Here is a 24510-nt window from a genome sequence, read left to right as displayed (position 1 = left end):
TCCAGGGAAAGAAGGGGGAGTGCGATGAGTGAACTTCGTCCGCGCTCAGAGCTGCGTTCGCGCTCTGTCGAACGCACTGACTCCAAGAAGAAGCCTGAGATTCACGGTGTGGCACGACACGGCCGGCTGAAGAAGCCGGGGCCGTGGGGATCAATCGCCAAACTCGTTGCGGCTTCGCTCGCAGTGCTCTTGGTTAGTGGCGCCGCTGTCGGCGCCGTCGCTTTTGACAGTATCTATGGTCAGCGCGACACGGTGGCGCTTATCGGGGAGACCGAAGGCCCGCCACCGCAGATCGGTAGCTTCGAGGGCGGTTTCAACATTCTCATCGCGGGTAGCGACACTCGCGCCGGCCAGGGCGGTATCGGTGGCTCTGCGCAATCGGAGTCGGGGGAACTCAACGACGTCAACATGATTCTGCATGTTGCGGCCGACCGCCAGTCGGCGGTCGCCATCAGCTTTCCCCGAGACATGGTGATGGGCATCCCTGAATGCCCGAGTGTCGATGGCAGCTACACGAAGTACTACTCCACTGAACCTCTCAATACGGCCCTTTCATATGGCGGTCTTGCGTGTGTGGCTCTGACGCTCTCCGAGTTCACTGGTCTCGATATTCAGTTTGCGGGCCTCATCACCTTCAACGGCGTCATCGAGATGACGAACGCGATTGGGGGCGTTCCGGTATGTATCGACGGCCCGCTCATCGACCCAGACGCTGACATTAATCTTCCCGAGGCAGGCACCTACACGCTCAAGGGCGAAGAGGCTCTCGGTTTCTTGCGCTCCCGCCACGGTGTGGGCGACGGTAGCGACCTCACGCGAATCAGCTCGCAACAGGTGTACCTTTCGTCGCTAGTTCGCACGCTCAAGAGTTCCGAAACTCTCAGTGACTACAAGAAGTTGTACAACCTTGCGGATGCGGCCATTGCGAATATGCAACTGTCCAACAGCTTGGCAGACGTCCCGACCATGGTGTCCATCGCTCTTGCCCTCAAAGACATTCCCTTGGATCGGGTTCAGTTTGTTCAGTACCCGGGCAACACCGGCGGAACCGGCATTTACGCCAACAAGGTTCAGCCCAATGAGTATCTTGGCGAACAGATGATGGAGCTTGTCAGGTCTGATCAGCCCTTTAAGACTGCGGACGACACGGATGGCACGGGAGCGACGGTGAATCCCGACGCTCCGGAGGCAGAGCCAACGCCCACCGAAACAGGCACAGCGACGGCGACACCTGATGAAGACATCGACGTCATCGATGTTCGTGGTCAGAGCGCCGCAACCTACAGCTGTTCAATCACCAACAGTTACTAAACCGGTCGATTCTTAGCCTGGTTCGTGGTTCCGCTCGTGAGCGGTTATGATTGCTGAGTACGTCTGGAGACGTCGCATAGTCCGGCCTAGTGCACCACCCTGCTAAGGTGGAGTACCCTAACGGGTACCAGGGGTTCAAATCCCCTCGTCTCCGCAGAAGAAAACCCCTGATTTGTCAGGGGTTTTCTGTTTAAGTCGAGTGTGTGTTTCCCTCCCGAGGGCCGTCGTGTTGCCGTGGGCGCGTCGTGTTGCCGTGGGCGCGTCGTGCGGCTGTGCGCTTGTGCGCGTTGCCGCGCGGTGGGGAGCGGTGGGCGGTTAAGGGTTCTAGCGGTCGGTCGCTGCCGGCTGCCTCCAGCGGCTAGGCTCAGTCGCTATGGCAGCAGGCGCAACGATTCACACTTTTGCAGTTCAACTGGCTGACGTGGATCGTGGGGTCTACAACGACTTCACCCTGCGCGTTGCGCTTCACCCCTCTGAAACCCTGCCGTACATGATGACTCGTGTGCTTGCCTATTGCCTTGAGTTCGAGGAAGGCATTGCGTTCAGCGAAGGCATTTCGTCAACCGACGAGCCGACCGTTTTCGTGCGCGACATGACGGGAACCATCACGGCGTGGATCGAAGTGGGCGCTCCGGATGCGGCTCGCCTGCACTTCGGCAGCAAGCTCGCGGGCCGGGTGGCGGTCTACACACACCGCGAACCGGCGAAGGTTTCGGCTGCCTGGGTGGGAAAACGCATCCACAACTCCGGCGATATCGTTTTTCGGAGTTTCGACGCGGACTTCATCGGCGCTGCTATCGCTGCCGTCGAGCGCCGCAACACCATGACGCTATCGGTGACCGAGGGTCAGTTGTACCTCGAACTCAACGGCACGACGCTCACTTCAGAACTGCACACTCACACGGTCGATTAGCCGTCGCGGAATGAATGCGGCCCCTGGTCGCGTTGAACTACACGATGACTATCCTGCCGAGAACCCAGCCCCCCGCTCTTTCGTTGCCGCTTGCTCGCGGCGGAACGCTCGAGGATCTCGAGCTCGGCACGGGGGCGGACGGTCGCTTCACACTCATGGTTTTCTATCGCGGACTGCACTGCCCGGTATGCCAAAAACAGCTGCGTGAGCTTGATGAAGAGATGGATGCTCTTCGCGAGGCCGGGGTGGGGCGCGTCGTTGCCATCAGCATGGACACCCTGAAGCGCGCCACGATCTCGATTGACGACTGGGAGTTGTCGCGACTTTCGGTCGCCTACGGCCTCAGCCAGGAACAAGCCCGCGAGTGGGGCCTCTTCATTTCACGTGGTTTCAAGAAGGGCGAACCCGAGTTCTTCAGTGAACCGGGCATGGTCATTCTGGACTCTGACGGCACCGTGTTCTGGAGTACTGTGTCGAGCATGCCCTTTGGGCGGATGCCGGTGAAGGCGATCATCCACGGTCTCGAATACGTGACCGAGGCAGGCTATCCCGCGCGCGGGACAGTCGCGCCCTAGCTGCCGCGCGAATTCGCCAGTACCACTGTCGCGAAAATCTGAATCACCCCCGTGTCCCCCCGATGGGGGTAGACAGACGTATTGACCCCGCCATAGGATCGAGCTCGAATCGTTATTCAGTAGTGCGTAGAAGGCTGTCGAGCCCTAGTCGACGGCGGACGTACGTGAGCCCGACGAAGGACTTTGGCGTGAATCCTCCCGCAAACCCCGACGCACACAGTGGCGGTGAGGGCGAGACCCTACTCGCCCGCCGCATGGTAATCACCAGCGGAATTGCTGCTCTCGCCGCGGTCGGCGCAGCTGCCGCGAGCAGTGCCGCCTTCGGTCCCGCCATCGAGACGGCATCCTCAGATGGCCTGGGCGCTCCGATCAAGCCAGGTGGTTCGTCGGTACCGAACACGCCGGTGCCCACGACCCCGCAACCCACAACTCCCCGACCCACACCGACCGGCACTGCGACGGCACCCCCGTCGGCGAACCGAGCTCCGGGAACCTCAAACCCGCCGGCTACGGCAGATCCCCGTTCTCCGGCAACCGCGAATCCTCCCGCCGACCGCGACCAGAGTTACGCCAACCCCGGTGCGGGGTCGGGATCAGCTCCGCGGGCTGACGCCCCCGCAGCGGCAAAGCCGGGCGCACAGTCAGCGCCGCCCAAGGGGTCGACTAAGCCTGAGGTGATCTCAACGGGGGTTGCTAACAACGATCAGACGCGCACTCACCTGCTCGCGCGTGCAACCTTTGGTCCCAGGGCGAGTGATTTTGCGGACCTGGAGGCTAGGGGAATCGATGCCTGGCTCGGTGCCCAGCTCGCTCCGGCATCCATCCCAGACCCTGACGGTAACGCTGCGTGGGCCGCCTTCCCTCTTGCGCGAAAGTCGATCGCCGGAGTGCGATCATCTGTCAAAGAGTTCGGATGGGAAGCGGCTCGGCAAACGGGGCAAGGTACCCTTGCGGCTCAGGTGTACAGCAAGCGCCAGCTCTTCGAAGTTGTCGTCGATGTGTTCTCGAATCTGCTCAATGTCACTACGCCTTCAGACACCGTCTGGGCGACGGGGCCTGATTACGCCAACACCGTCATTCGAGCTCATGCGTTCGGCCGCTACTCCGACATGCTGCACGCGGCAATGCGTCACCCGGCCATGCTGACGTACCTGAACAACGAACAGTCCAACAAGACCAACGTTAACGAGAATCTTGGCCGCGAACTGCTCGAACTGCACACGCTCGGCGTTACTTCCGGGTACACGGAGGCTGACGTACGAAACAGTGCGATGATTCTTTCGGGTCGGGCGATCGACTACGACACGAGAGAATTCCGCTACCGCCCTGAGCGTCACTACGTCGGGCCGGTCACAACCTCGTTCTTTTCCGACGAGAACGCGAGCGCAGATGGCGGCCTTGAAATGGGTGATCGCTTCGTGAGCGTGCTCGCGCATCACCCGGCCACCGCAGCGACAGTCGTGCGCAAGCTTGCCGTTCGTTTCGTGTCGGATAGTCCACCGCAAGCGCTGCTTGATCGTCTCGCTCAGGTCTATCTCGACAATGACACCGCGATCGTTCCGGTACTCAAAGCACTCTTTGCGAGCACAGAGTTCTGGGCCTCTGTGGGGGAGAAGTCGCGGCGCCCGCTTGAAGACGCGGTGGGCTCGGCCCGAGCCATCGACGCTCGTCCCGGTGACAAACTTGCCGACGGCATCAAGAGCCTCTACTGGGTGCTGCAGAACCTTGGTCATGCGCCACTGACCTGGACGCCACCAAACGGTTTCCCCGATGTGACGGGAGCGTGGCTCTCGGCCAGTCAAACTGTCGCGCGTTGGAATCTCCATCGCGGCTTGACAGGTGGGTGGTTCAAGGGGCTTACCCCTCCGACCAAATTGAACGAGGCGCTCGCACCCGCCTCAGGCCAGTCCAATTCTCAATGGATCGACTCGATTGCTCAGCATCTCATTGGGCGCCCGCTGAGCGATCAACACCGCGGAGTACTGCTCGCGTATCTCGATGTGGAAGGTTCCGCTCCAGCGGAACCGGGCAATGCGTGGCAAACGCCAGCGCTCGCCGCTCTGGTTCTCGACTCGCCCTACTTTCAGTTGCGCTAGGCGCCATTTCTCTGTTCCCCCCTCCTCCTTTGCTGCTCGAACCCGACTCGAGAAAGAATCCCCAATGACCGAGACCCGTTTCCTTCACCCCGACTGCCCCGACTGGCGCCAACTCGGCCCCACCGACCTCGACTCCGCCGTTCGAGCCCACAGTGAGATTGTGGTTGCCGAAGAGCAAGCACGTCGTCAATTGTGGTCAAAGGGTTTCACCCGTCGCAGGATGCTGCAGGGAGGGCTGATGGCGGGCGTCGCCGCCATTGGTTCTCAGATCGTCACCACGAAGGCGTCGTACGCCGCGCCAGGATCTCCCGACACGGGAGCTCTCGTTGTGGTGTTTCTTCGCGGCGGCATGGATGGACTTTCGGTGTTAGTTCCGGCGACCGACGCGGATCTGCTGAAGGCGCGGCCGGGCATCGCTGTTCGGGAAAACTCAGGCCTTATCCCGTTCGAGCGCGGTTTCGGCCTGCATCCAGCACTAGCAGCTCTCAAGCCCATGCTGGCGAAGGGAAAGATCGCAGCCGTACCCGCGATTGGCACTCCTGACCTTTCGCGAAGCCACTTTCAGGCGCAAGACTGCCTCGAACGCGGTGGGTCAGCAGGGAACGCTTCGCAAACAGGGTGGCTGAATCGTGCACTCGAACAAAGCGGTCCGGGTACGACGTGGCGCGGGGTGGGAGCGAGCGACCGCCTCGCACGTTCGCTCGTCGGAGACTCCAATGCCCTTGTGGTGCCCGATTTGGAGCGACTAGCGATTGACGTGGATGATTCGTTGCTTGGTCCTACGCGCACGGCGCTGGCGAACCTCTATACCGGACTGGATCATCCGATCGCTCAACAGGCGACCTTGGCTCTCAGCGCCTCAAGCGAGGCGCAGGCCATTGCTTCGTCTGCGGGGGATGCCACGGCGCGAGGCTTCGGTGACGACAATTTCTCGAGTGATCTTGCCACGCTGTCGAGTCTCATTAAGGCCAACGTTGGATTGCGTGTGGGCACGCTTGATCTTGGCGGGTGGGACATGCACACCGACATCGGAACCCCCGACAAGGGCGACATGCACGACATGCTCAAAGCTGTGGGTGACGGCCTTGCCGCGTTTTTCGCCGACCTTGGTCCCAAGGCGGAGACGACTACCGTGGTGCTTATGAGCGAGTTCGGACGCCGTGTTGGCCAGAACGATAGCTCGGGTGCTGACCACGGTCACGGTGGTCTCGCGATGGTGCTTGGTGGCGGCGTCAAGGGCGGAGTTCACGGAAAGTGGGAGGGACTCAGTGCCGACGTCCTCGATCACGGAGATGTTCCCGGTACGAACGATTTCCGCGACCTCTTGGGTGAGGTCGTTATGAACCGTCTCGATCTCAGCGCTGGCGATGCCAGCGTTATCTTCCCCGAGTGGAAGGTCGCTCCGATCGGCGTGATGGCCTAGTAGGCGCAGACTCTCTCAGTGATTGAAATGCGCCGGGGTCAGCTCGTGCGTGATGCCGGCACTGAGCATAAGCACGATGCGGTGATCGCCATATCGCACTGTGCACCTGCGATCCTCCTGAGACAGAAGAGTGGCTGTGAGGAGTTCGCCCTCCTCCCAAACCCTGCTCACCTCTATCGCGCCGCGAGCCATCAGGCCGCGCACGCTTCCCGACGCAATCTCACGCGGAAGGGCTGGCAGTAACTCAAGCTCCTCACGATGACTCTGCAACAAACACTCGGCAATCCCCGCGACGAACCCAAGGTTTCCATCAATATCAAAAGGCGGATGCGCCGAGAAGAGATTGAGGTACAACCCACCCACCCACGGCCCTCGGTCCTCCTCCATATCGCGGAAGGTGAGAGCGAGGAGGTCAGAGATCTTCTCGGGCTGTCGTAACCGCGCCCGCATCAGCAACTTCCACGACAGTGACCAGCCGGTTGACTCGTCTCCGCGAAGATCGAGCGAACGCGACGCTGCGACGCGAAGTTGCTCGTTTAGCGGGGCCGCTCCAGGGTGCAAGAAGTAGAGATGGGAGAGGTGCCGGTGATGGGGGTCTGGAAGCTCAAAATCATGCGACCATTCTTGAATTCCTCCGTTTTTTCCCACGGGAGGTTCGGGTATCCGAAGTAACGCTGATGCAGCAGCCTTCGCCACCGGATCGTCCGCCAGCGATAAGCGTTCTGCGAGCGCAACCACAGTAGAAAACAGGTCAGAGAGAACGGCGAGGTCGACAGCTGCAGCGGGAATCGAGCTGGACGACGACCTGGTGGTGATCGCAGCTGAGTGGGTTCGCATCGAAGGGCTCCAGGCGACACAGCGGCTGCTTGAGTCCGGCGTAGAGTTCGACGCACTCTTTTGTTTCAACGACGCGCTCGCGCTTGGCGCTCTTCGGGCGCTGGGTGAGGCTCAGGTGCGGGTTCCTGCGGACGTTTCGGTCGTGGGTTTCGATAATACCGAGGATGCAATGTTTGCCTCACCCAGCTTGACGAGCATTTCACCCGGTACACGCCAAATCGCAGAACTCGCAGTCGAACTCCTTCATGACCAGATTAATCATGCGAACACGGCGCGAGAGAGCCGTGATCTGGTCTCCGACTTTGAGCTCATCGTGAGGGAATCCTGAGCGCACGCACCGGGCGCACCGTGGGTGCCATGAGGGCGTCGGGCTACGAGCTCCCCAGTTTCCGTAGTCGCCGGCTGCGCTGCGGTAGCCTCGGTGATATGTCTGTGGCCGATTCCAATTCTCCTGCGTCAACCTCCTCTGAGTTGCGCCGGGTCGAGGCCCTTTCCCCGCTTACTTCCCTCGCGCGGGCAGTGCTCATTCACGGCCCCATCCAGCGTGGGGAGCTGTTGCGCCGTTTAGAGCTCACGCCTCCCACGCTTACTCGCCTCTCGAAACCCTTGCTCGACAGCGGGGTGATTGTTGAAGCAGGAGAGACACTGAGCGGAGCAGTGGGCCGACCGGCGAAGCCGCTCGATATTCCCCCGAATCCGCGACGATTTATGGGGGTTAAGCTCACGGGAGAGACGGCCTTTGGGGTCATTTCAGATCAACGAGCGCGGGCGTTCGGGCGTGCTGATCGCGCGCTCCCTAGCCATGACGTGACTGCAGTGGTGGATACGATCGCGGCGCTGGTCGACGATCTCAACGTCGACGGTGATCACGACATTGCAGGGGTGGGCGTTACGGTGGGTGGTCGAGTTATCGACAACCGAATCGTCGACAATGTACGCTTCTTGGACTGGAACTCGGTCGACCTCGGGGGGCTGCTTGAGACGCGACTTGGGGTTCCCGTCACCGTTGAGAACGACCTCATCGCTCTCATCGAGGGCGAGCACTGGTTTGGTCTTGGGCGTTCCATGCGAGACTTCGCCGTCATTACGATTGGCGCGGGCATTGGCTATGGCTTGGTGTGGGACGACGCCGTCGTGCGTACGCCGGAAACAGGAATTGAGCTCGGCGGGCATTTGCCGCTCGAAGCCGATGGCCCACGATGTTTCCGCGGCCACGCTGGGTGTGCGACCGCGATGCTCACCGTGGAAAGCATCGAAGAGCAAGCGCGACTGGCCACGGGCCGCGAACTGAGCTACGAAGACGTGCTCGCCGGGGCGAGCGCGGGTGAGCCTCAACTGCTGGCGATCGTCAAGAAGGCAGCCAGAGCACTCGGCAGATTCATTGCTTTGGCGGCAAATCTAGCGATGGTGAACGAGATTCTCTTGGCCGGGGAAGGTACCGGCATTCTGGACGTTGCGCGCGATGAAGTGTGGCAGGTAATCGAGGCAGAGCGTGACCCTGAGGCCCGCCCGCTGTCGCTCGTCGTTGACGAAACAGGGTTCGGAATCTGGGCCAAGGGCGCTGCGGCAATTTCGATTCAGACGTCATTCGACCGGTCTATCGCGAGCGTCTAGCGTCTCGTTTGCGAGGTGGGTAGCGTGCCCGGCGTGGTGAACGGGGCATGATTTGTCGCGCCGAAAAACTTTCACTTCCCTCTTGACTTGATTACTTCCATGATGGAACAATTCAAATAACAACGAAGTTAGGCGAGGTTCTGCTCATGGCGGCAAAGGTCAGTAGGGATAACCAGATCGTTCCGGCGATGGTATTTCTCATTCCGGCCAGCATTGGTTTCCTGGCCTTCTTTGTGTGGCCCACCATTCGAGGTCTCTACCTCAGTTTCACGGACTACAACCTCCTTCGTGAGCCCACCTTCGTCGGCTTTCAGAACTACATCGATATCTTCAACGACGCAGTGTTCTGGCGTTCAATGGCCGTCACCTTTCAGTACGTGTTTATCAACGTTGGAGTTCAAACTGTCGTCGCCTTGGCGCTTGCGGTCCTGATGCACCGCTTCACGCGCTCGATGGTTATCCGTGGCGTCGTGGTGCTTCCCTACTTGATTGCCAACGTCATCGTCGCGCTCGTGTGGTTCTGGCTCGCCGACTACAGTTTGGGGCTCATCAACGCGGTCATCGACGGCATCGGCCTCAACAAGATCGGGTTCTTCGGCAGCGAAGCGTGGGCGATGCCGACGATCGCACTCGTCAATGTATGGCGACACGTTGGCTACACCGCTTTGCTTCTGTTCGCCGGTCTGCAAGCAATTCCCCGCGACGTCTACGAGGCTGCTGAAGTGGATGGTGCTGGTGAATTCCGAGTCTTCAGGAGTGTGACTCTTCCTCTACTGAGGCCCGTTCTGGCCTTCGTGCTCGTCGTAACGATCGTCGGCTCGTTCCAAATCTTTGACACGATCGCGGTAACCACCGACGGCGGACCTGTTGATGCGACTCGGGCGATCAATTTCTACATTTTCGAACGCGCGTTTGAGCGGTTCGATTTTGGTTACGCGTCGGCACTCGCCGTGATCCTCATGGTCCTTCTTGCCAGTATCGCGCTCATTCAGAATCGCCTGCTGCGCGCCAACGAGTCAGACATGGAGAGGTAGATCATGTCCACCATCACCCCCACGAAACGTGCCAAGAAGGTTCGACCGAGCAGTGCCGACGATCCCGCGATGGCCAAATCCCCGGTCTCCAAATTCTTCGGACGGCTTGCCCTTGCGCTCGTCGTGATCATCACGCTGTTCCCCATCTATTGGATGGTCCGCACGGCTTTCAGCGACAACCGCGCAATGTTCGGAGAGCCACTTTCGTTGCTGCCGGTGAACTTCACGCTCGGTCCGATTGAACGAGTGCTCGGTTTGGCAACGGCGGAGGAGTCGATCGCCGAAGGCGGTTCAGGCGCATCAATCAACTTTGGGCTCTACATGCTCAACTCAATCATCACGGCGTCACTCATCACGGTGTTTCAGATCACGTTCAGCGCGATGGCCGCCTATGCGTTCGCCCTCTTGAAGTGGAAGGGCCGCGACGCGGTCTTCAACCTGTTCCTCATCGCGCTCATGGTGCCGATCATCTTTACGATTCTGCCCAACTTCATCCTCATCAAGGAGCTGGGGTTGCTCAACACGATCTTGGGTATCGCTCTGCCAGCGATGTTCATGACGCCCTTCGCAATTTTTTTCCTGCGTCAATTCTTCTTCGGAGTAAATCTGAGCATTATCGAAGCTGCCGTGATTGACGGCGCGAGCCAGTGGCGCATCTTCAGCCGGATTGCGGTTCCTTTGGTCTGGCCGCAGATCGTCACGCTGGCGCTCTTGCAGTTCATTTTCTATTGGAACGACTATCTCTGGCCGCTCCTGGTCGGCACTACCGAGGAGTCGAAACTGATCACGGTAGGGCTGGGAATCTTTCGATCCCAAACCCCTGCGGGTAATCCAGACTGGGCGGGCCTCATGGCTGGCGCTCTCATCGCTGCGATCCCCATCTTCGTGCTGATCCTCATTTTTGGAAAACAGATCGTGGGATCAATCCAATCGTCGGGCGTCAAATAGCTGCCCGTCACCACCACAATTTCGCTCCGCACTGAGCGATCATCCAGCCGGACAGCATTGACGCTGAGCGGTTGAACCCAAGAGAAAGAGAAAGCAATGACAAAAGCACTGGCGGGAATCGCTGCACTTGCAGTGATGCCCCTTGTCTTGACCGGTTGTTCCGCTGGCTCCACAGACGCCGATGGGCCGGTAGAAATCACCTACAGCTTGTGGGATGCAAACCAACTGCCCGCCTACCAGCAGTGCGCGGATGACTTCCATGCTGCCAATCCCGACATCACGGTAACTATCGACCAGGCAGGCTGGGAGGACTACTGGCAGAAGATCAACACGGGCCTCGTTTCCGGCAATAGCGCTGACGTCTTTACAAGCCACCTCGCCTATTATCCCGAGTTCGTTCTGAACGATCAGATTCTGCCGCTCGACGACTTCATCGCTGCCGATGGCGTCGACACATCGATTTACCAAGAGGGCCTCGTTGACCTGTGGAAGAGCCCTGAAGGTGTGCAGTTCGGTCTGCCAAAGGACTTCGACACGATCGCACTGTTCTACAACCAGCAATTGACGGATGCCGCCGGCATCACTGCAGACCAGCTCGCCAACCTTGACTGGAACCCTGAAGACGGCGGTACCTATGAGGAAGTCATCGCGCACCTCACTGTGGACAAGAACGGCGTTCGCGGCGACGAGGCCGGCTTCGACAAGAACAACGTGAAGACCTACGGCATCTGGTTCGAAGGAACCGGTGGCGGCGATGGCCAGACCCAGTGGAGCTACCTTGCGGCAGCCAACGGTTGGGAAGCCACCGACGGACCGTGGGGCTCCACCTACCACTTCGACGCTCCTGAGTTCCAGGACACCATTTCATGGTGGCGTTCGCTCATCGAAAAGGGCTACATGCCTTCGCTCGAGGCTCAGACTGGAATCTCCTGGTCTGACCAACTGACCGCCGGATCAGTAGCGTTGGCCAGTAACGGCTCATGGATGACCGGATACGTGTTCGGGGCAACAACTGACTCCTTCACTCCGGCAGTTGCTCCAACACCGACTGGCCCGACGGGCGAGCGTGCGTCGATGTTCAACGGACTGGCCGACAATATTTGGGCCGGAACCAAGCATCCAGAAGAGGCGTGGGAGTGGGTCAAGTACCTCGGCTCGATTGAGTGCCAATCGGTAGTTGCCGAAGCTGCAGTCGTCTTCCCCGCAATCCCTGAAGCAACGGATGCTGCTGTTGAAGCCTTCGCAGCTCAGGGCGTCGACGTGGATGCGTTCACCGTGCAGGTTGACGAAGGAACGACGTTCCTCTTCCCGATCACCGATCACAAGTCCGACGTGAACGCCCTGATGACCCCGGCGATGGAATCGGTGATGTCGGGCAAGGAGCCTGTCTCCTCGCTCACCGCCATCAACGATCAAGTGAACGCGCTCTTCAACTAAGAGCACTGGCAACCAAGGCGGCCGCCCGTAACCCCGTACGCGGGCGGCCGCCTCTTCTTGGGCTGACGGCCCACCGAAAGTGAAAACTATGACCGCGCAGAATCTCCACCACCTCAGCGCAGCTGGCGTCAGTCTTGTCGTCGATACCTCAAGCGGAACTCCCCACATCATCCATTGGGGTGCCGATTGGGGGCGCACCATGGTGCGTGACCTTGAAGTGCTGACTGCCGAAACCACCGTGGCTCCGAACGGGGACGTCAGCGCTGCCTCGGGGCTTTGGCGAGAGAATGCCCGAGGTTTCTACGGTCGCCCTGCGGTACGGGCGCATCGGGCAGGCGCCGATTGGACGCAGCGTTTCGACCTCACTTCTGTGAGCGCAACGGAGACCACTTTGCGTTTCGAATCGGAAGATTCCGCCGCGCAAATTCGAGTAACTCGAACTTTCACCACGACCGCCTCGGGGGTGATCCTGGTGGACTCGACGATCACCAATATTGGGGCCGATGGGCTTCAAGTTGAGGAGTTCGCCACCTGGCTGCCGTTGCCAGACACCGCCGCAGAATCTGTTGACTTTAGCGGTCGGTGGGTCAACGAACGCCAACTCTTCCGCCGCGACATCCAACCCGGTCTGTGGAGCCGCGACGTTCTCGAGGGTCGCACGAGTCATGACTCCACCATCATGCACTTTGCGATGACCGACGGCGCTTCATTCGACAAAGGTTCCGTCTGGGGTGTCGGGCTGTTGTGGAGCGGAAACACCCGTCACATGATCGAACGTGCGGCAACCGGGCAGACCGAGATCGGGGCTGCGGAACTACTGCTTGCGGGTGAAATGACACTCGATGCAGGTGACAGCTATCGCGCCCCCACTGTGGCGGCAGCCTTTGCGAACGACGGTTTCGATGGAATCTCGCACCGTGTTCACGAGTGGCTGCGGGCGCGCCCCGCTCACCTCGGTGCCGATTCGCCACGACCACTCACCCTCAATGTGTGGGAGGCGGTGTACTTCGACCATAGCTTCGATAAGCTCAGCGCCCTGGTGGATGCCGCGGCTGAGGTCGGCGTTGAACGATTTGTTCTTGATGACGGTTGGTTCTCTGGTCGCCGCGACGATCGAGCGGGACTCGGCGATTGGGTGGTTGATGACGCCGTGTGGCCTGACGGTCTGACCCCCCTGATCGACCGCGTGCGGGCAGCCGGGATGCAATTCGGTCTCTGGTTCGAGGGCGAAATGATCAACGTCGATTCTGATCTCTATCGTGCGCATCCGGAGTGGATTTTTGGGGCTGACGGCCGCATCCCTGCCGAAGTGAGAAACCAGCAGGTGCTCGACCTTACGCATCCCGGTGCTTATGCTCACGTGCTCGGGCAGGTGGATGCCGTACTGAGTGCATACCCGATTTCCTACATTAAGTGGGATCACAATCGTCCTCTCGTGGAGCCATCCCATCTGGGGCGCGCTGCGGTGCACGAGCAGACCCTCGCCATCTATCGCTTGTTCGACGAGATCAAGCAACGGCATCCCGGCGTCGAGATCGAATCCTGCGCCTCGGGTGGCGCTCGCATCGACTTGGGAATGGCGCAGCATGCGGATCGGTTCTGGGCATCGGACTGCAACGACGCTCTCGAGCGCGAGCGAATTCAGCGCAACACATTGTTCGCGATTCCACCCGAGATGCTCGGCACCCACATTGGGCCAACCAGGTCACACACCACGGGGCGAGTGCACACTCTTCAGTTTCGGGCGGCAATCGCGCTCTTCGGTCATGCCGGTATCGAGTGGGATATCACCGAATGCACGGCCGAGGAGCGAGCCCAGCTGGCGACGTGGGCTCAGTACTACAAAGACAACCGCGCGCTGCTGCACAGCGGTCGTGTGGTTAGACAGGGTGATGACGACTCTCCCGTACATGTGATGGGGGTCGTGTCACCGTCTCAGGATGCCGGGATCTACAGTTACGTGCAATTGCGTGACATTGGACCGAGCATCCCTGCCCGCATCCGGTTGTCAGGTCTTGACCCGGACGCGCGCTACAGCGTGTCGCTCGTGGAGCCCGCTGGTGCGGCGCCGCAGTCCGCTCGCTCAATCCCGCAGTGGTGCGCGGGTATTGAGGTGAGCGGACGGGCGTTGGCAGAGAAGGGACTGCGTGCGCCAATCCTCTTCCCGGAAAGCGCCATCGTCATTGAGGCGAAGCGCCTCTGAAGCGATAGCTGTGCTCAGCGCGATCAGGCTCTCCGCAGTATTATCGCGGGGATGACTACTTTCTCTCGCCGAGGTTTGCACGGGCACGTTGTTGATGTGCTCGGGCGCCGCATCATGCGGGGCGAACTTTCTTCGGGGGACATTATTGATCCGGATGCACTGCTGGCTGAGTTTCAGGTCAGCCGCACCGTCATCCGTGAAGCTCTCAAGGTGCTCACGACTAAGGGCCTTGTGGATGCGCGGCCGCGATTGGGTACCTATGTAACTCCGCGTGAGCGGTGGCAACTACTCGATAGTGATGTCATGACGTGGCGCTCGGAGGGCGTTCCTGATCCGCTTCTCGTGCTGGAGCTGAGCGAAGTGCGGCAGATTCTCGAACCGGCGGCGGCGCGATTGGCTGCTGTGAGACGCAGCGAACAGCAGCGTGCGGTGATCGAGACGGCGATGACGGAACTCGCGGCCACGTTCGAAAGCACTGAAGCGGCCTCCCACGTCGAAGCGGACTTAGCTTTTCATCGAGCGATTCTGGCGGCATCCGGTAACGAGCTATTGGCGCGTTTCGAAGTGGTGCTGGAGCCCGCATTGCATGCGCGCAATGAGCTTGCATTCGTGAACGAGACGACTACCCAGTTTCTGGATGATCACCGGGCCGTCGTAACGGCAATTGTTGCTCAGGATGCCGAGGCGGCTTTTGCGGCTATGGGGTTACTGATGGCTCAGTCGAGTGTGGATTCAGAGCGCATCGTGAGCATGGATAGCGCTGGGGCGGCGATCGTGAAACGTCGCGCTCAGGGTCCTTGGCCGCTTGAAGGTGATGAAGTTGGTCGAAGTTCTCATTAGTATGTTTATATGATTATGGCCACATCGGTAGGCGAGGTAGGAAAGTAACATGACGCGCACCGTACTGATAACTGGAGCCGCCCACGGCATCGGGGCGGCCGCGGCAAAGAGCTTCGCCGCAGCGGGCGATGACGTCGTGGTGACCGATATCGATGAAGCGGCCGCACAAGCTGTGGCGGAGCACATTCAAGCCGAGGGCGGAGCGGCAACGGGGAACTTCCTCGACGTTGCCGACCCGGAAGCATGGGATTCGCTTTCGCGCACATTGCGAGCAGCCAATCGCCCACCAGCGGTTATCGTCAACAACGCGTTCTTTCAGGTCGAAGGCGCCGCTCACGATCAGTCAGAATCAGACTGGAACAAACAACTCTCCGTCACGCTGTCGTCTCCCTACCGAGCGATGAAAACTTTTCACGACACGCTAACGGCTGCGCGAGGAAGCATGGTCAACGTCTCAAGCGTTCACGGGGTGCTCTCGTGGGCGCTCCAGCCTGCTTACGGGGCCGCGAAAGGTGGGCTGATTTCGCTCACGCGACAGTTGTCGTTGGACTACGCCCCGCATGTACGCGTGAATGTCGTGCTGCCGGGATCCATCGAGACGCGCCAGTGGCGCACTCAGCCTCCCGAGGCTTACGAGCTGGCAAGTCGCCAAGCCACACTTCAGCGATTAGGGCAGCCAGAAGAGGTAGCCTCAGTGATCCAGTTTTTGGCAGGGGAAGGGGCCTCGTACATCACGGGTGCTTCACTTCTCGTCGACGGCGGCATGACCACCACCCTCACGCCCTAACGTCGAGCGGTCGCGGTCGCGGTCGCGGTCGTGGTTTCGGTGCGCTTGAGCTGTGCGCTTAAGCTGCGCGCTTGAGCTGCGCACTTGGGCGCCGAGGCCAGACGTCGATGGTGGGTCACCACTCAGCGAGTGATCCGTCGTCGTGGCGCCACACGGGGGAGCGCCACTGGTGCCCGACCTTGTCGGCGGCTCTCACGGCAGCTTCGTCGATGTCTATACCCAGTCCTGGGGCAGTCAAGCGTTCGATGTATCCACTGGTGAAGTCGAAGACGCTCGTGTCCATCAGGTATTCGAGCACGTCCGATCCGACGTTGTAATGGATGCCGATGCTCTGTTCTTGAATTAGGAAATTCGGAGTATTGAATCCAACCTGCAAACTCGACGCCAGAGCAATGGGACCGAGCGGGCAGTGCGGCGCGAGCTGAGCGTCGAACATGTCGGCTAGGGCTGCGATGCGGCGCACTTCGGAGATCCCTCCCGCATGGGAGAGATCAGGTTGCGCGACGGCGATGCCGGCGTGAAGCGGACCGAGAAACTCGTTGCGTGAGAAGAGCCGCTCGCCTGTAGAAATAGGGATCGAGGTCGACGCCACGATTCCGTTGAGGAGGTGGGATTTCTCGGGCACAACAGGTTCTTCGACAAACAGGGGAGCGTAGGGCTCGAGTAGCGGCAGAATGCGGCGGCTGTTCGCCACTGTCATTCTCCCGTGGAAGTCGATGGCCATATCTCGGTCGGGTCCCAGGACCTCTCGCGCGAGTGCGGCGCGTTCGACGACTTCGTCGACGGCGCTGACAGTGCCGAGGGGTTTCATCCGTCCGCTGCCGTTCATCTTGACGGCGGTGAGGCCCGATTCCACTTGCTGGGCGATGTTGTCCCGCAGCTCTGACGGTTCATCGCCGCCGACCCAGCCATACATGCGAATGCGGTCGCGAACGGCGCCGCCGAGAAGGTCGTGAACGGGAACGCCGTAGGCTTTGCCCGCGATATCCCAGAGTGCCTGATCGATTCCGGCGATAGCGCTGGAAGCGACGGGGCCGCCGCGGTAGAAGCCGCCGCGGGTGAGTACTTGCCAGTGGTCTTCAATGCGGGAAGCGTCTTGCCCGATGAGATACTCAGCGTGCTGGTGGACGGCGGCGCGCACAATGTCAGCCTGCCCTTCAACGACGGGTTCGCCCCAGCCGACGACGCCGTTGTCCGTTTCGATTCGTACAAACAGCCACCGTGGCGGAACCAGGAATGTTTCGATGCGTGCGATCTTCACAGTGGACCCTTCGGTAAGTAAGTCTTATAATCATATTATTAGCTGTCGTCGAAAAGAAGTCACACTCTCGCCAGTCACCCATTCGCCGCGCACAAGAACTAGAGCGAGCACCACGAACAACGCGGCCACCCGCCCCAGCACTAGCGTCGTAGCTCGTTAAAAACTGCACCCTTTCGCTCTCGCTCAACAGTTGGCCGAATTGCACGGGGCCGCACGCTTCGTTGTGCGCCCGCTCTGAAACAATGGAAGAGGGGAGCTGCCGCCACAAACGCGCCCACTCGCCCACCGAAACAGTGCAGTCGGAAGGAACCTGATGCAGCGCGAACACAGCGACGAATTTGATCGATGGAATGCCCGCCAAGAACTGGCCGAGGCAATGATTCCCCTCATCGGTGGGCTGTATCGCAACCACGGCGTCGTGACCTCGATTCACGGGCGTCGACTCATCAACCAGTCTCCGGTTGAGGTACTCAAGGCCCACCGTTTTGCACGCCAGCTCAACGAGGCTGAACTTCCCATCGAAGAGACGATGCCGATCATGGTGGCGTTGTCGGGGATGGCCCTCAATGCGGCGTCCGTCGATCTCGCCAAGCTTGTCAACCGTTACCGCGAAGTGGGCGGCGACCTCGGCGAGTTCCTTGCGGCGGAACTCGCGCCCGTGCTCAAAAACGGTGCCGAGAAAAAACCGGCGGGCGCGGATGTCGTGCTCTACGGCTTCGGGCGCATCGGGCGGCTGCTGGCCCGCATCCTCATCGCACACGCCGGCAACGGCGACGGACTGCGCTTGCGCGCCATCGTCGTGCGCCGCGGCTCAGACAACGACCTCGTTAAGCGCGCCAGCCTGCTGCGTCGCGACAGCATCCACGGTCCATTCGAGGGCACGATCTCGGTCGACACCGACGCCAACACGATCCTCGCGAACGGCACGCTCATTCAGGTCATCTACTCGAACGACCCCGCCACGGTCGACTACACCGAGTACGGAATTTCGGATGCCATCGTCGTCGACAACACCGGCCGCTGGCGTGACCAACAGGGCCTCAGCCAGCACCTCGCCGCTCAGGGCGTGAAGCGTGTTCTGCTCACCGCCCCCGGCAAGGGCGAGATCAAGAACATCGTCTACGGCCTCAACCACGACACGATCGAAGACGGCGACACAATTCTGTCTGCTGCCTCGTGCACGACGAACGCCATCTCGCCGGTGCTGAAAGCCATCAATGACAGTTACGGCATCGAGCATGGGCACGTTGAAACCGTGCACTCGTACACGAACGACCAGAACCTCACGGATAACTTCCACTCCGGTGACCGCCGCGGCCGCTCGGCCCCGATGAACATGGTCATCACCGAAACGGGTGCCGCGAAGGCAGTCGCGAAGGCTGTTCCGGAACTGGCGGGATTACTCACCGGCAGCGCCATCCGAGTTCCGACTCCCAACGTGTCGATGGCAATTTTGAACCTCAACCTTGCGACGGAGACGACCCGCGAAGAAGTGAACCGCTACTTGCGCGGGCTCTCGCTGGATTCGACCCTGCAGCAGCAGATCGACTTCATCGATTCGCCCGAGGTCGTGTCGAGCGACTTCATCGGTTCGCACCGCGCGGGCATCGTTGACGGGCTCGCCACGATCAGCACAGGCAAGCATCTCGTGTTGTACGTCTGGTACGACAACGAGTTCGGGTACACGAGCCAGGTGGTGCGCGTGATCGAACATATGGCGCAAACGCACCCGCAAGTTATTCCCGAACGCGCCGCGGTCGGAGCATAATTTTCCGAACTGTGATCGTGTGACGCCCCTGCCTCACGCTGTGAGCGTAACAATGGGAACTTCTCAAACTTCGCGTGTAAATATCGTGGCATGAACGATTCCGCACTCCCAGTCATTGATCTCTCGCTACTTGATGGCGGCCCCGAATCGGCCGCCAAATTCCGGGATGATTTGCTGTGTGCGACCCATGATGTGGGGTTCTTCTACCTTGTCGGTCACGGTGTTGAAGAATCGTTGATGGATGACCTGCTTGCGGCATCCCGCGAGTTCTTTGCCTTGCCCGCTGAGCAGAAGTTGGCCGTCGAAAACGTCAACAGCCCGCAGTTCCGTGGCTACACGCGCGTGGGCGGTGAGCTAACCGAGGGCAAGACCGACTGGCGTGAACAGATCGATGTGGGCCCCGAGCGCGACGTTGTCGACAACGCTGCCGGGCTCGCTGACTACTGGCGCCTCGAGGGCCCGAACCTGTGGCCGGATGCCGTGCCCCAGCTTCGCGAGTTGGTCAACGAGTGGAACGACAAGCTCAGCGCTGTCTCACTGCGTCTGCTGCGCGCGTGGGCCCAAGCGCTCGGCGCCCCGGAGGACGTGTTCGATCACGCCTTTGCGGAGAAGCCGTTCCCGCAGCTCAAGATCGTGCGGTACCCCGGTGAGTCCAACCCGGAGCCCAAGCAGGGCGTCGGTGCCCACCGCGATGGCGGCGTTCTCACGCTGCTCATGGTGGAGCCAGGCAAGGGTGGTCTGCAGGTCGACTTCCAGGGCGAGTGGGTGGATGTCCCGCCCAAGCCGGGCGCGTTTGTCGTCAACATCGGCGAGATGCTCGAACTCGCGACGGAGGGTTACCTCAAAGCGACCCTGCACCGCGTCATCTCCCCGCTGATCGGCGATGACCGGATCTCGATTCCGTTCTTCTTCAACCCGGCTCTCGACACCGTGATGCCGCAGCTGCAGTTGCCGCCTGAGCTCGCCGCTCAAGCGCGCGGACTCTCGCTCGACCCCACGAACAGCCCGATCCTCGAAACCTACGGAGACAATGCCCTCCGCTACCGAATGCGGGCGCACCCCAACGTTGCCCAAATTCATCACGATGATCTGATTCAGGGCCCGCGGGGTGCGATCTAAGACTGCTCGCCAGCGCTAGCGCTATTTGCTGACACAACTCAGGTGCGGCTCACCCTTGTGGGTGGGCCGCACCTTTCGTTGTGGCGCGAGCGTTGTGCGCGGTACGTGCTGGCGTGGGCTGCGCGACGTGCCGCCGTGCTGCCGTGCACGGCGCGACGTATTGGGGCGGCGCGCTGGCGCACAGCCACCCTCACCTTCCGCGTGCTTGCCAACGTTGGAAATTCAGGAGATTTGCCTTCCCGCAGCTCCCAACGCGCCAATAAAGCCATCGCGCGCTCGAATTTCCTGAATTCCCGAAGGGCGGGCGACATTAGTCAGTGCCGCCACCCCGCGGAGTTCCCGCCCGCCGCATTGCCGCCTCCACGCGTTTGATATATCGTTTGATCACCAGTTTTACCGTCTATGAGAGCCGGAGCACCCCGTGTCGCACTTTCCAGAACGTGAGCCAGCCGAGGCCTACACGGTGGCGTTGCCGCAACATCCGCGGCCTATCGTCATGATTGGCGCCGGCGGAATCGTCAAAGACGCTCACCTGCCGGCCTACCGCAAAGCGGGGTTCGAGGTGTGGGGGATCGTGAACCGCACGGCGGCCAAGGCGCAGGCTTTGGCTGATGAGTTCGGCATCCCGAATGTGTACACGTCGCTGTCGGATGCTGTAGCTGCGGCCCCAGCGGATGCCGTCTACGATCTCGCGCTCATGCCCGAGCAGTACCCGGCAGCGCTTGACCAACTGCCCGATGGTGCTGCCGTGCTCATCCAGAAGCCGTTTGGGCAGAACTTGGCCGAGGCGCGCGTGCTTCTCGAGATCTGTCACCGCAAGAATCTTGTTGCTGCCGTCAATACGCAACTGCGGTTCGCGCCCTACATCGCGGCCGCTCGCACGCTCATCGCCGAGGGCGCGATTGGCGAGCTCTATGACATGGAGATCCGCGTCGCGACCGAGACGCCGTGGGAGATCTTCCCGCACGTGCTCGGCATCGAGCGTCTCGAACTCAACATGCACAGCGTGCACTACATGGATCTGGTGCGTTCGTTCTTGGGCGACCCCGACGGTGTGAGCGTGGCGACGGTGCGGCATCCGGCCAAGCCTCAGGTCTCGAACACTCGCTCGACGATCATCATGCGGTACCGCGATCGGCCGCTGCGGGTCACGATCAGCACGAACCACGACCACGGATTCGGTGGCGAGTTCGAGGAAGCTTTCGTGAAGTGGGAGGGCACCAAGGGCGCCATTCGCGCGCAGTTGGGCCTCATGCTCGACTATCCGCGCGGAGGCCCCGACGCTCTCGCTATCGCCTATACCGACAAGCCCGAGCTGGGCTGGCAGCCGGTGCCGTTCGAGGGCAGCTGGTTCCCGGATGCCTTCATCGGTTCGATGAGCGCGCTGCAGCGTTTCCTCGAGGGCTCAGTTTCTGAACTTCCGACCTCGGTCGACGACGTTATGCACACCATGGCGGTCGTCGAGGCCGGCTATGAGTCACAAGAGCGCGAAGGTATCGCGCTGGCAACGAAGGAGAACACTCAGTGAGATTCGCGCGACTCGGGCCGGTTGGCTCAGAAATCCCCGTCGCTTTGCACAACGAGGAAGCTTTCGATCTGCGTTCGATCGCTGCCGACATCAATGGGGCATTCTTCGCCGCGGATGGTGTTGCTGCCGCGAAGGCTGCGCTCGCCGCAGGCACTCTTCCCGCTGTGGCTACCGAGGGTGTTCGTGTGGGTGCGCCCATCGCGCGCCCCGGCAAGATCGTGTGTGTGGGCCTCAACTACAGCGACCACGCCGAAGAAACGGGCGCGACGCTGCCCGATGAGCCCGTCATCTTTATGAAGGACCCGAGCACGATGGTCGGCCCCTTCGACGACGTGTTCATCCCGCGTACCAGCGAAAAGACCGACTGGGAGGTCGAGCTCGGCGTCGTGATCGGCGCGACCGCTCGCTACCTTGAGTCGCCGGATGACGCGGCTGCCGTCATTGCCGGTTACGCCGTGTCGCACGACGTTTCCGAGCGCGCCTTCCAACTCGAACGTGGCGGAACCTGGGACAAGGGCAAGAGCTGCGAGACCTTCAATCCGTTCGGGCCTGAACTGCTGACCGCTGACGAGGTCGCCGACCCTCAAGCCTTGGGCTTGCGCCTGTGGGTGAACGGTGTCGAACGCCAGAATGGCACGACCGCGAACATGGCCTTCGGCGTGAACCACATCATTTGGTACCTGAGCCAGTTCATGGTGCTGCAGCCCGGCGACGTCATCAACACGGGAACCCCGGCAGGCGTCGCCATGGGCATCGAGGGCCAGCCGTACTTGCGCGCCGGCGACGTCGTTGAACTTGAGATCGACGGCCTCGGTCGCGCTCGCCAGACTCTGGTGCAGGCATGAGTGCCGAGTTCGACGGTCTCGTCGCCGTCGTTACGGGTGGCGCTTCCGGCATCGGTCTCGCCTCCGCCCTCGCGCTAGAAGAGCGCGGTGCCACGGTTGCCGTGCTCGACCTCAACACTGAGGGGTTGGATGCTCGACTTCACGGGTTCACCGCCGACGTGTCAGATCGTGCCTCCGTCGACGCCGCCGTTTCTGCGGCCGCCGAGAAGTTGGGCGGCATCGACATCGTCGTGAACAACGCCGGCATCAGCGCGGTCGGAACCGTCGAAGAGAACGATGACGCCGAATGGGCGCGTGTTCTCAACATCAACGTCATCGGTATGGCGCGGGTATCGGCGGCGGCCATGCCCTGGCTGCGCAAATCCGAGCACGCCGCGATCGTGAACCTCTGCTCCATCGCCGCGCTCAACGGCCTCCCGCAGCGCGCGCTCTACGGCGCCTCGAAGGGCGCCGTTCTCGCCCTGACCTACGCCATGGCAACGGATCATGTGGCGGATGGTGTGCGCGTCAACGCGGTCAGCCCCGGCACAGTCTCCACCCCGTTCGTGGAGCGGATGCTGCAGGGTTTCGACGATCCGGTCAAGGAACGTGCTGCTCTAGATGCCCGTCAGGCCACTGGACGCATGGTCACGCCCGAAGAAGTTTCCGGCGCCGTCGCGTATCTGGCGAGCCCGCTCTCGGGCTCAACCACGGGTACCGCGCTCGAAGTTGATGGCGGTGTGGCGCACCTTCGCGTCAGAAAATAGGCGCTCGCGGCATCCATCTGCCAAAAGTGTCATTGAGAGGCCGAAACCGCTGGTATAGTTTTCTGGTTGGCGAAAGTCAATGAGATGCGCCCGTAGCTCAGCGGATAGAGCAATTGACTACGGATCAATAGGCCGGGGGTTCAAATCCCTCCGGGCGCACCAAATAAAACAGGTCTGATCAGCACTTTCTCGTGGAGTGGGGTCGGGCCTGTTTTTCATTTGCCCACATTTTGCCCACACTTTAGAACGTCTCGGGTCGTATTTGGGCAAGGTTTCAGCTGAAATGCGGACTTCGCGGCTGTTCCCGACCCAGTGTTTGCCTGGGATTTGGTTCACTGCGGGGGATTGACCTATTGACCTTTAATGCTTGGCCCGGGGGCCCATGCCGACGGGCTCCGAACGGCGGCTCACTGCGCAGGCCGGTGCAAATGGAAGCAACATGAGCACTCGGATGGATGTGGGCACACTCCGCAACTACAACGTTCCATTATTGGCGATTGTAAAGCTCCAACATGAGTGCGTCTGGCACTTTCGTGTCCCTCTCACTGGTGCATGGCAGTATCATCGCTTGTGAGTGATGCTCAAGCTCAATGGGTGGACTACACGGGACGGACCACCATGACAAGAATTTTTCGCACAGCGCTCGTGGCACTGATGGTCGTGGGTCTTGCGTCGTGCAGTTTGTTCGGCCCAGATCAGCGCAAGATCGACGAGGTGGATGAATTGGTTGCCACGTTCAACCTTCCGCAAGCGGGTCAGGTAATCGCAGAGTATTCCTCCGGCAGTGGCACTTCTTACGCAATTTATACTCATCAAATTGTGCTGCGCGGGCCTGGCGTTGCCGATCGCGTCGATGAGTTGCTCTTAGAGTCGGGGTTCGAGCTCCAGCCGGGCACCGCGCTCGGGGTGACACATATTCTCCGAACTGAGGGTAGAAAATTTACTGCCAGAGTTTCACAATTTGAAGAAAGTACGGATGCGGGCACGGAGACGGGCTCTGATGAAAACGCCTATCGAGCGGAAGTCGGAGACGTAAGGGTCTCAATTGTCTCATCGCTATGACCCCCGTGTTGGGGTATACCGTCAGGTCGCTAAATTGAGTGAGAATCAGATCCTCATCCGTGAATAGCAGTGACGGGCCAAAATGTACTCTCGTTGGAACGCCTTCTCCACGGCGTCAATAAACCTCGGGACCTTTACTGAGCTGCAATGTACCGCCGATGAC

General features: G+C 60.6%; 21 protein-coding genes, 2 tRNA genes and 1 pseudogene. 21 read left to right on the top strand and 3 right to left on the bottom strand.

The window, feature by feature from the left end; translation table 11 throughout:
• Positions 1 to 24 precede the first annotated feature (24 nt).
• The 6 genes from ACR3YK_RS04250 (at position 25) to ACR3YK_RS04225 (ending at position 6318) form a co-directional block, all read left to right on the top strand.
• Positions 25 to 1311: an LCP family protein gene (locus ACR3YK_RS04250; protein ID WP_486175976.1), complete on the top strand. Its 1287-nt coding sequence runs from the start codon at positions 25 to 27 to the stop codon at positions 1309 to 1311.
• A 65-nt stretch (positions 1312 to 1376) separates the two neighbouring features.
• Positions 1377 to 1465, top strand: a tRNA-Ser gene (locus tag ACR3YK_RS04245).
• Positions 1466 to 1684: 219 nt separating this feature from the next.
• On the top strand, positions 1685 to 2224 hold the full coding sequence (locus ACR3YK_RS04240; protein WP_486175975.1) for a YaeQ family protein: 540 nt from the start codon (positions 1685 to 1687) through the stop codon (positions 2222 to 2224).
• Positions 2225 to 2268: 44 nt separating this feature from the next.
• The gene (locus tag ACR3YK_RS04235; protein ID WP_486175974.1) at positions 2269 to 2799 is read left to right on the top strand and encodes a redoxin domain-containing protein; all 531 of its coding nucleotides are present in this window, start codon (positions 2269 to 2271) and stop codon (positions 2797 to 2799) included.
• Between the two features lie 188 nt (positions 2800 to 2987).
• The gene (locus ACR3YK_RS04230) at positions 2988 to 4895 is read left to right on the top strand and encodes a DUF1800 domain-containing protein (RefSeq protein WP_486175973.1); all 1908 of its coding nucleotides are present in this window, start codon (positions 2988 to 2990) and stop codon (positions 4893 to 4895) included.
• Positions 4896 to 4959: 64 nt separating this feature from the next.
• Positions 4960 to 6318 carry a DUF1501 domain-containing protein gene (locus ACR3YK_RS04225; protein WP_486175972.1) on the top strand — a complete coding sequence of 453 codons (1359 nt, stop codon included), beginning with the start codon at positions 4960 to 4962 and terminating at the stop codon, positions 6316 to 6318.
• A gap of 15 nt (positions 6319 to 6333) precedes the next feature.
• Here ACR3YK_RS04225 and ACR3YK_RS04220 read toward each other — a convergent pair whose 3' ends face one another.
• Together ACR3YK_RS04220 and ACR3YK_RS04215 are read right to left on the bottom strand one after the other, a co-directional pair.
• Complete coding sequence (locus ACR3YK_RS04220; RefSeq protein WP_486176367.1) at positions 6334 to 6588, bottom strand: glycoside hydrolase family 95-like protein; 255 nt, start codon at positions 6586 to 6588, stop codon at positions 6334 to 6336.
• A gap of 60 nt (positions 6589 to 6648) precedes the next feature.
• Positions 6649 to 7071: pseudogene (locus ACR3YK_RS04215) on the bottom strand (glycosyl hydrolase family 95 catalytic domain-containing protein); the annotation flags it as partial.
• Here ACR3YK_RS04215 and ACR3YK_RS04210 point away from each other — a divergent pair.
• The 8 genes from ACR3YK_RS04210 to ACR3YK_RS04175 all read left to right on the top strand — a co-directional run bounded on the left by ACR3YK_RS04210 (position 6980) and on the right by ACR3YK_RS04175 (position 16018).
• Positions 6980 to 7483 carry a substrate-binding domain-containing protein gene (locus tag ACR3YK_RS04210; protein WP_486176366.1) on the top strand — a complete coding sequence of 168 codons (504 nt, stop codon included), beginning with the start codon at positions 6980 to 6982 and terminating at the stop codon, positions 7481 to 7483. The pseudogene ACR3YK_RS04215 and the gene ACR3YK_RS04210 sit on opposite strands and share 92 nt — an antisense overlap.
• 104 nt (positions 7484 to 7587) lie before the next feature.
• The gene (locus ACR3YK_RS04205) at positions 7588 to 8769 is read left to right on the top strand and encodes an ROK family protein (RefSeq protein ID WP_486175971.1); all 1182 of its coding nucleotides are present in this window, start codon (positions 7588 to 7590) and stop codon (positions 8767 to 8769) included.
• A 146-nt stretch (positions 8770 to 8915) separates the two neighbouring features.
• Positions 8916 to 9803 carry a carbohydrate ABC transporter permease gene (locus ACR3YK_RS04200; protein ID WP_486175970.1) on the top strand — a complete coding sequence of 296 codons (888 nt, stop codon included), beginning with the start codon at positions 8916 to 8918 and terminating at the stop codon, positions 9801 to 9803.
• 3 nt (positions 9804 to 9806) lie between these two features.
• On the top strand, positions 9807 to 10751 hold the full coding sequence (locus ACR3YK_RS04195; RefSeq protein WP_486175969.1) for a carbohydrate ABC transporter permease: 945 nt from the start codon (positions 9807 to 9809) through the stop codon (positions 10749 to 10751).
• Positions 10752 to 10847: 96 nt separating this feature from the next.
• A complete protein-coding gene (locus ACR3YK_RS04190; RefSeq protein WP_486175968.1) occupies positions 10848 to 12188 on the top strand; it encodes an ABC transporter substrate-binding protein in 1341 nt (446 codons plus the stop codon).
• Positions 12189 to 12276: 88 nt separating this feature from the next.
• Positions 12277 to 14391, top strand: a complete 2115-nt coding sequence (locus ACR3YK_RS04185; RefSeq protein WP_486175967.1) for an alpha-galactosidase — start codon at positions 12277 to 12279, stop codon at positions 14389 to 14391.
• Positions 14392 to 14442: 51 nt separating this feature from the next.
• Entirely contained in the window at positions 14443 to 15231 is a 789-nt protein-coding gene (locus ACR3YK_RS04180; protein WP_486175966.1) for a FadR/GntR family transcriptional regulator, read from the top strand.
• A 49-nt stretch (positions 15232 to 15280) separates the two neighbouring features.
• Entirely contained in the window at positions 15281 to 16018 is a 738-nt protein-coding gene (locus ACR3YK_RS04175; RefSeq protein ID WP_486175965.1) for an SDR family NAD(P)-dependent oxidoreductase, read from the top strand.
• Positions 16019 to 16133: 115 nt separating this feature from the next.
• Here ACR3YK_RS04175 and dgoD read toward each other — a convergent pair whose 3' ends face one another.
• Complete coding sequence (gene dgoD / locus ACR3YK_RS04170) at positions 16134 to 17279, bottom strand: galactonate dehydratase (protein ID WP_486175964.1); 1146 nt, start codon at positions 17277 to 17279, stop codon at positions 16134 to 16136.
• A 313-nt stretch (positions 17280 to 17592) separates the two neighbouring features.
• Between dgoD and ACR3YK_RS04165 the strand changes: the two genes are divergently transcribed.
• The 7 genes from ACR3YK_RS04165 to ACR3YK_RS04135 all read left to right on the top strand — a co-directional run bounded on the left by ACR3YK_RS04165 (position 17593) and on the right by ACR3YK_RS04135 (position 24347).
• The gene (locus tag ACR3YK_RS04165) at positions 17593 to 19047 is read left to right on the top strand and encodes a glyceraldehyde-3-phosphate dehydrogenase (protein ID WP_486175963.1); all 1455 of its coding nucleotides are present in this window, start codon (positions 17593 to 17595) and stop codon (positions 19045 to 19047) included.
• Positions 19048 to 19137: 90 nt separating this feature from the next.
• Positions 19138 to 20166 (top strand): isopenicillin N synthase family dioxygenase, encoded by a 1029-nt coding sequence (locus ACR3YK_RS04160; RefSeq protein WP_100387588.1) that lies wholly within the window; start codon positions 19138 to 19140, stop codon positions 20164 to 20166.
• Between the two features lie 421 nt (positions 20167 to 20587).
• Positions 20588 to 21694: a Gfo/Idh/MocA family protein gene (locus ACR3YK_RS04155; protein WP_486175962.1), complete on the top strand. Its 1107-nt coding sequence runs from the start codon at positions 20588 to 20590 to the stop codon at positions 21692 to 21694.
• Positions 21691 to 22539, top strand: coding sequence for a fumarylacetoacetate hydrolase family protein (locus ACR3YK_RS04150; protein ID WP_486175961.1), 849 nt, complete (start codon positions 21691 to 21693; stop codon positions 22537 to 22539). The genes ACR3YK_RS04155 and ACR3YK_RS04150 overlap by 4 nt, the downstream gene beginning before the upstream one ends.
• Entirely contained in the window at positions 22536 to 23285 is a 750-nt protein-coding gene (locus ACR3YK_RS04145; protein WP_486175960.1) for an SDR family NAD(P)-dependent oxidoreductase, read from the top strand. The genes ACR3YK_RS04150 and ACR3YK_RS04145 overlap by 4 nt, the downstream gene beginning before the upstream one ends.
• Before the next feature lie 86 nt (positions 23286 to 23371).
• A tRNA-Arg gene (locus ACR3YK_RS04140) sits at positions 23372 to 23447 on the top strand.
• 456 nt (positions 23448 to 23903) lie between these two features.
• Positions 23904 to 24347 carry a hypothetical protein gene (locus tag ACR3YK_RS04135; RefSeq protein WP_486175959.1) on the top strand — a complete coding sequence of 148 codons (444 nt, stop codon included), beginning with the start codon at positions 23904 to 23906 and terminating at the stop codon, positions 24345 to 24347.
• Positions 24348 to 24510: the final 163 nt, after the last annotated feature.

The sequence above is a fragment of the Salinibacterium sp. 10G20-15 genome (assembly GCF_057365065.1).
Note: the sequence above shows the minus strand (reverse complement) of the source record. Positions and strands in the feature narration are given on the sequence as shown.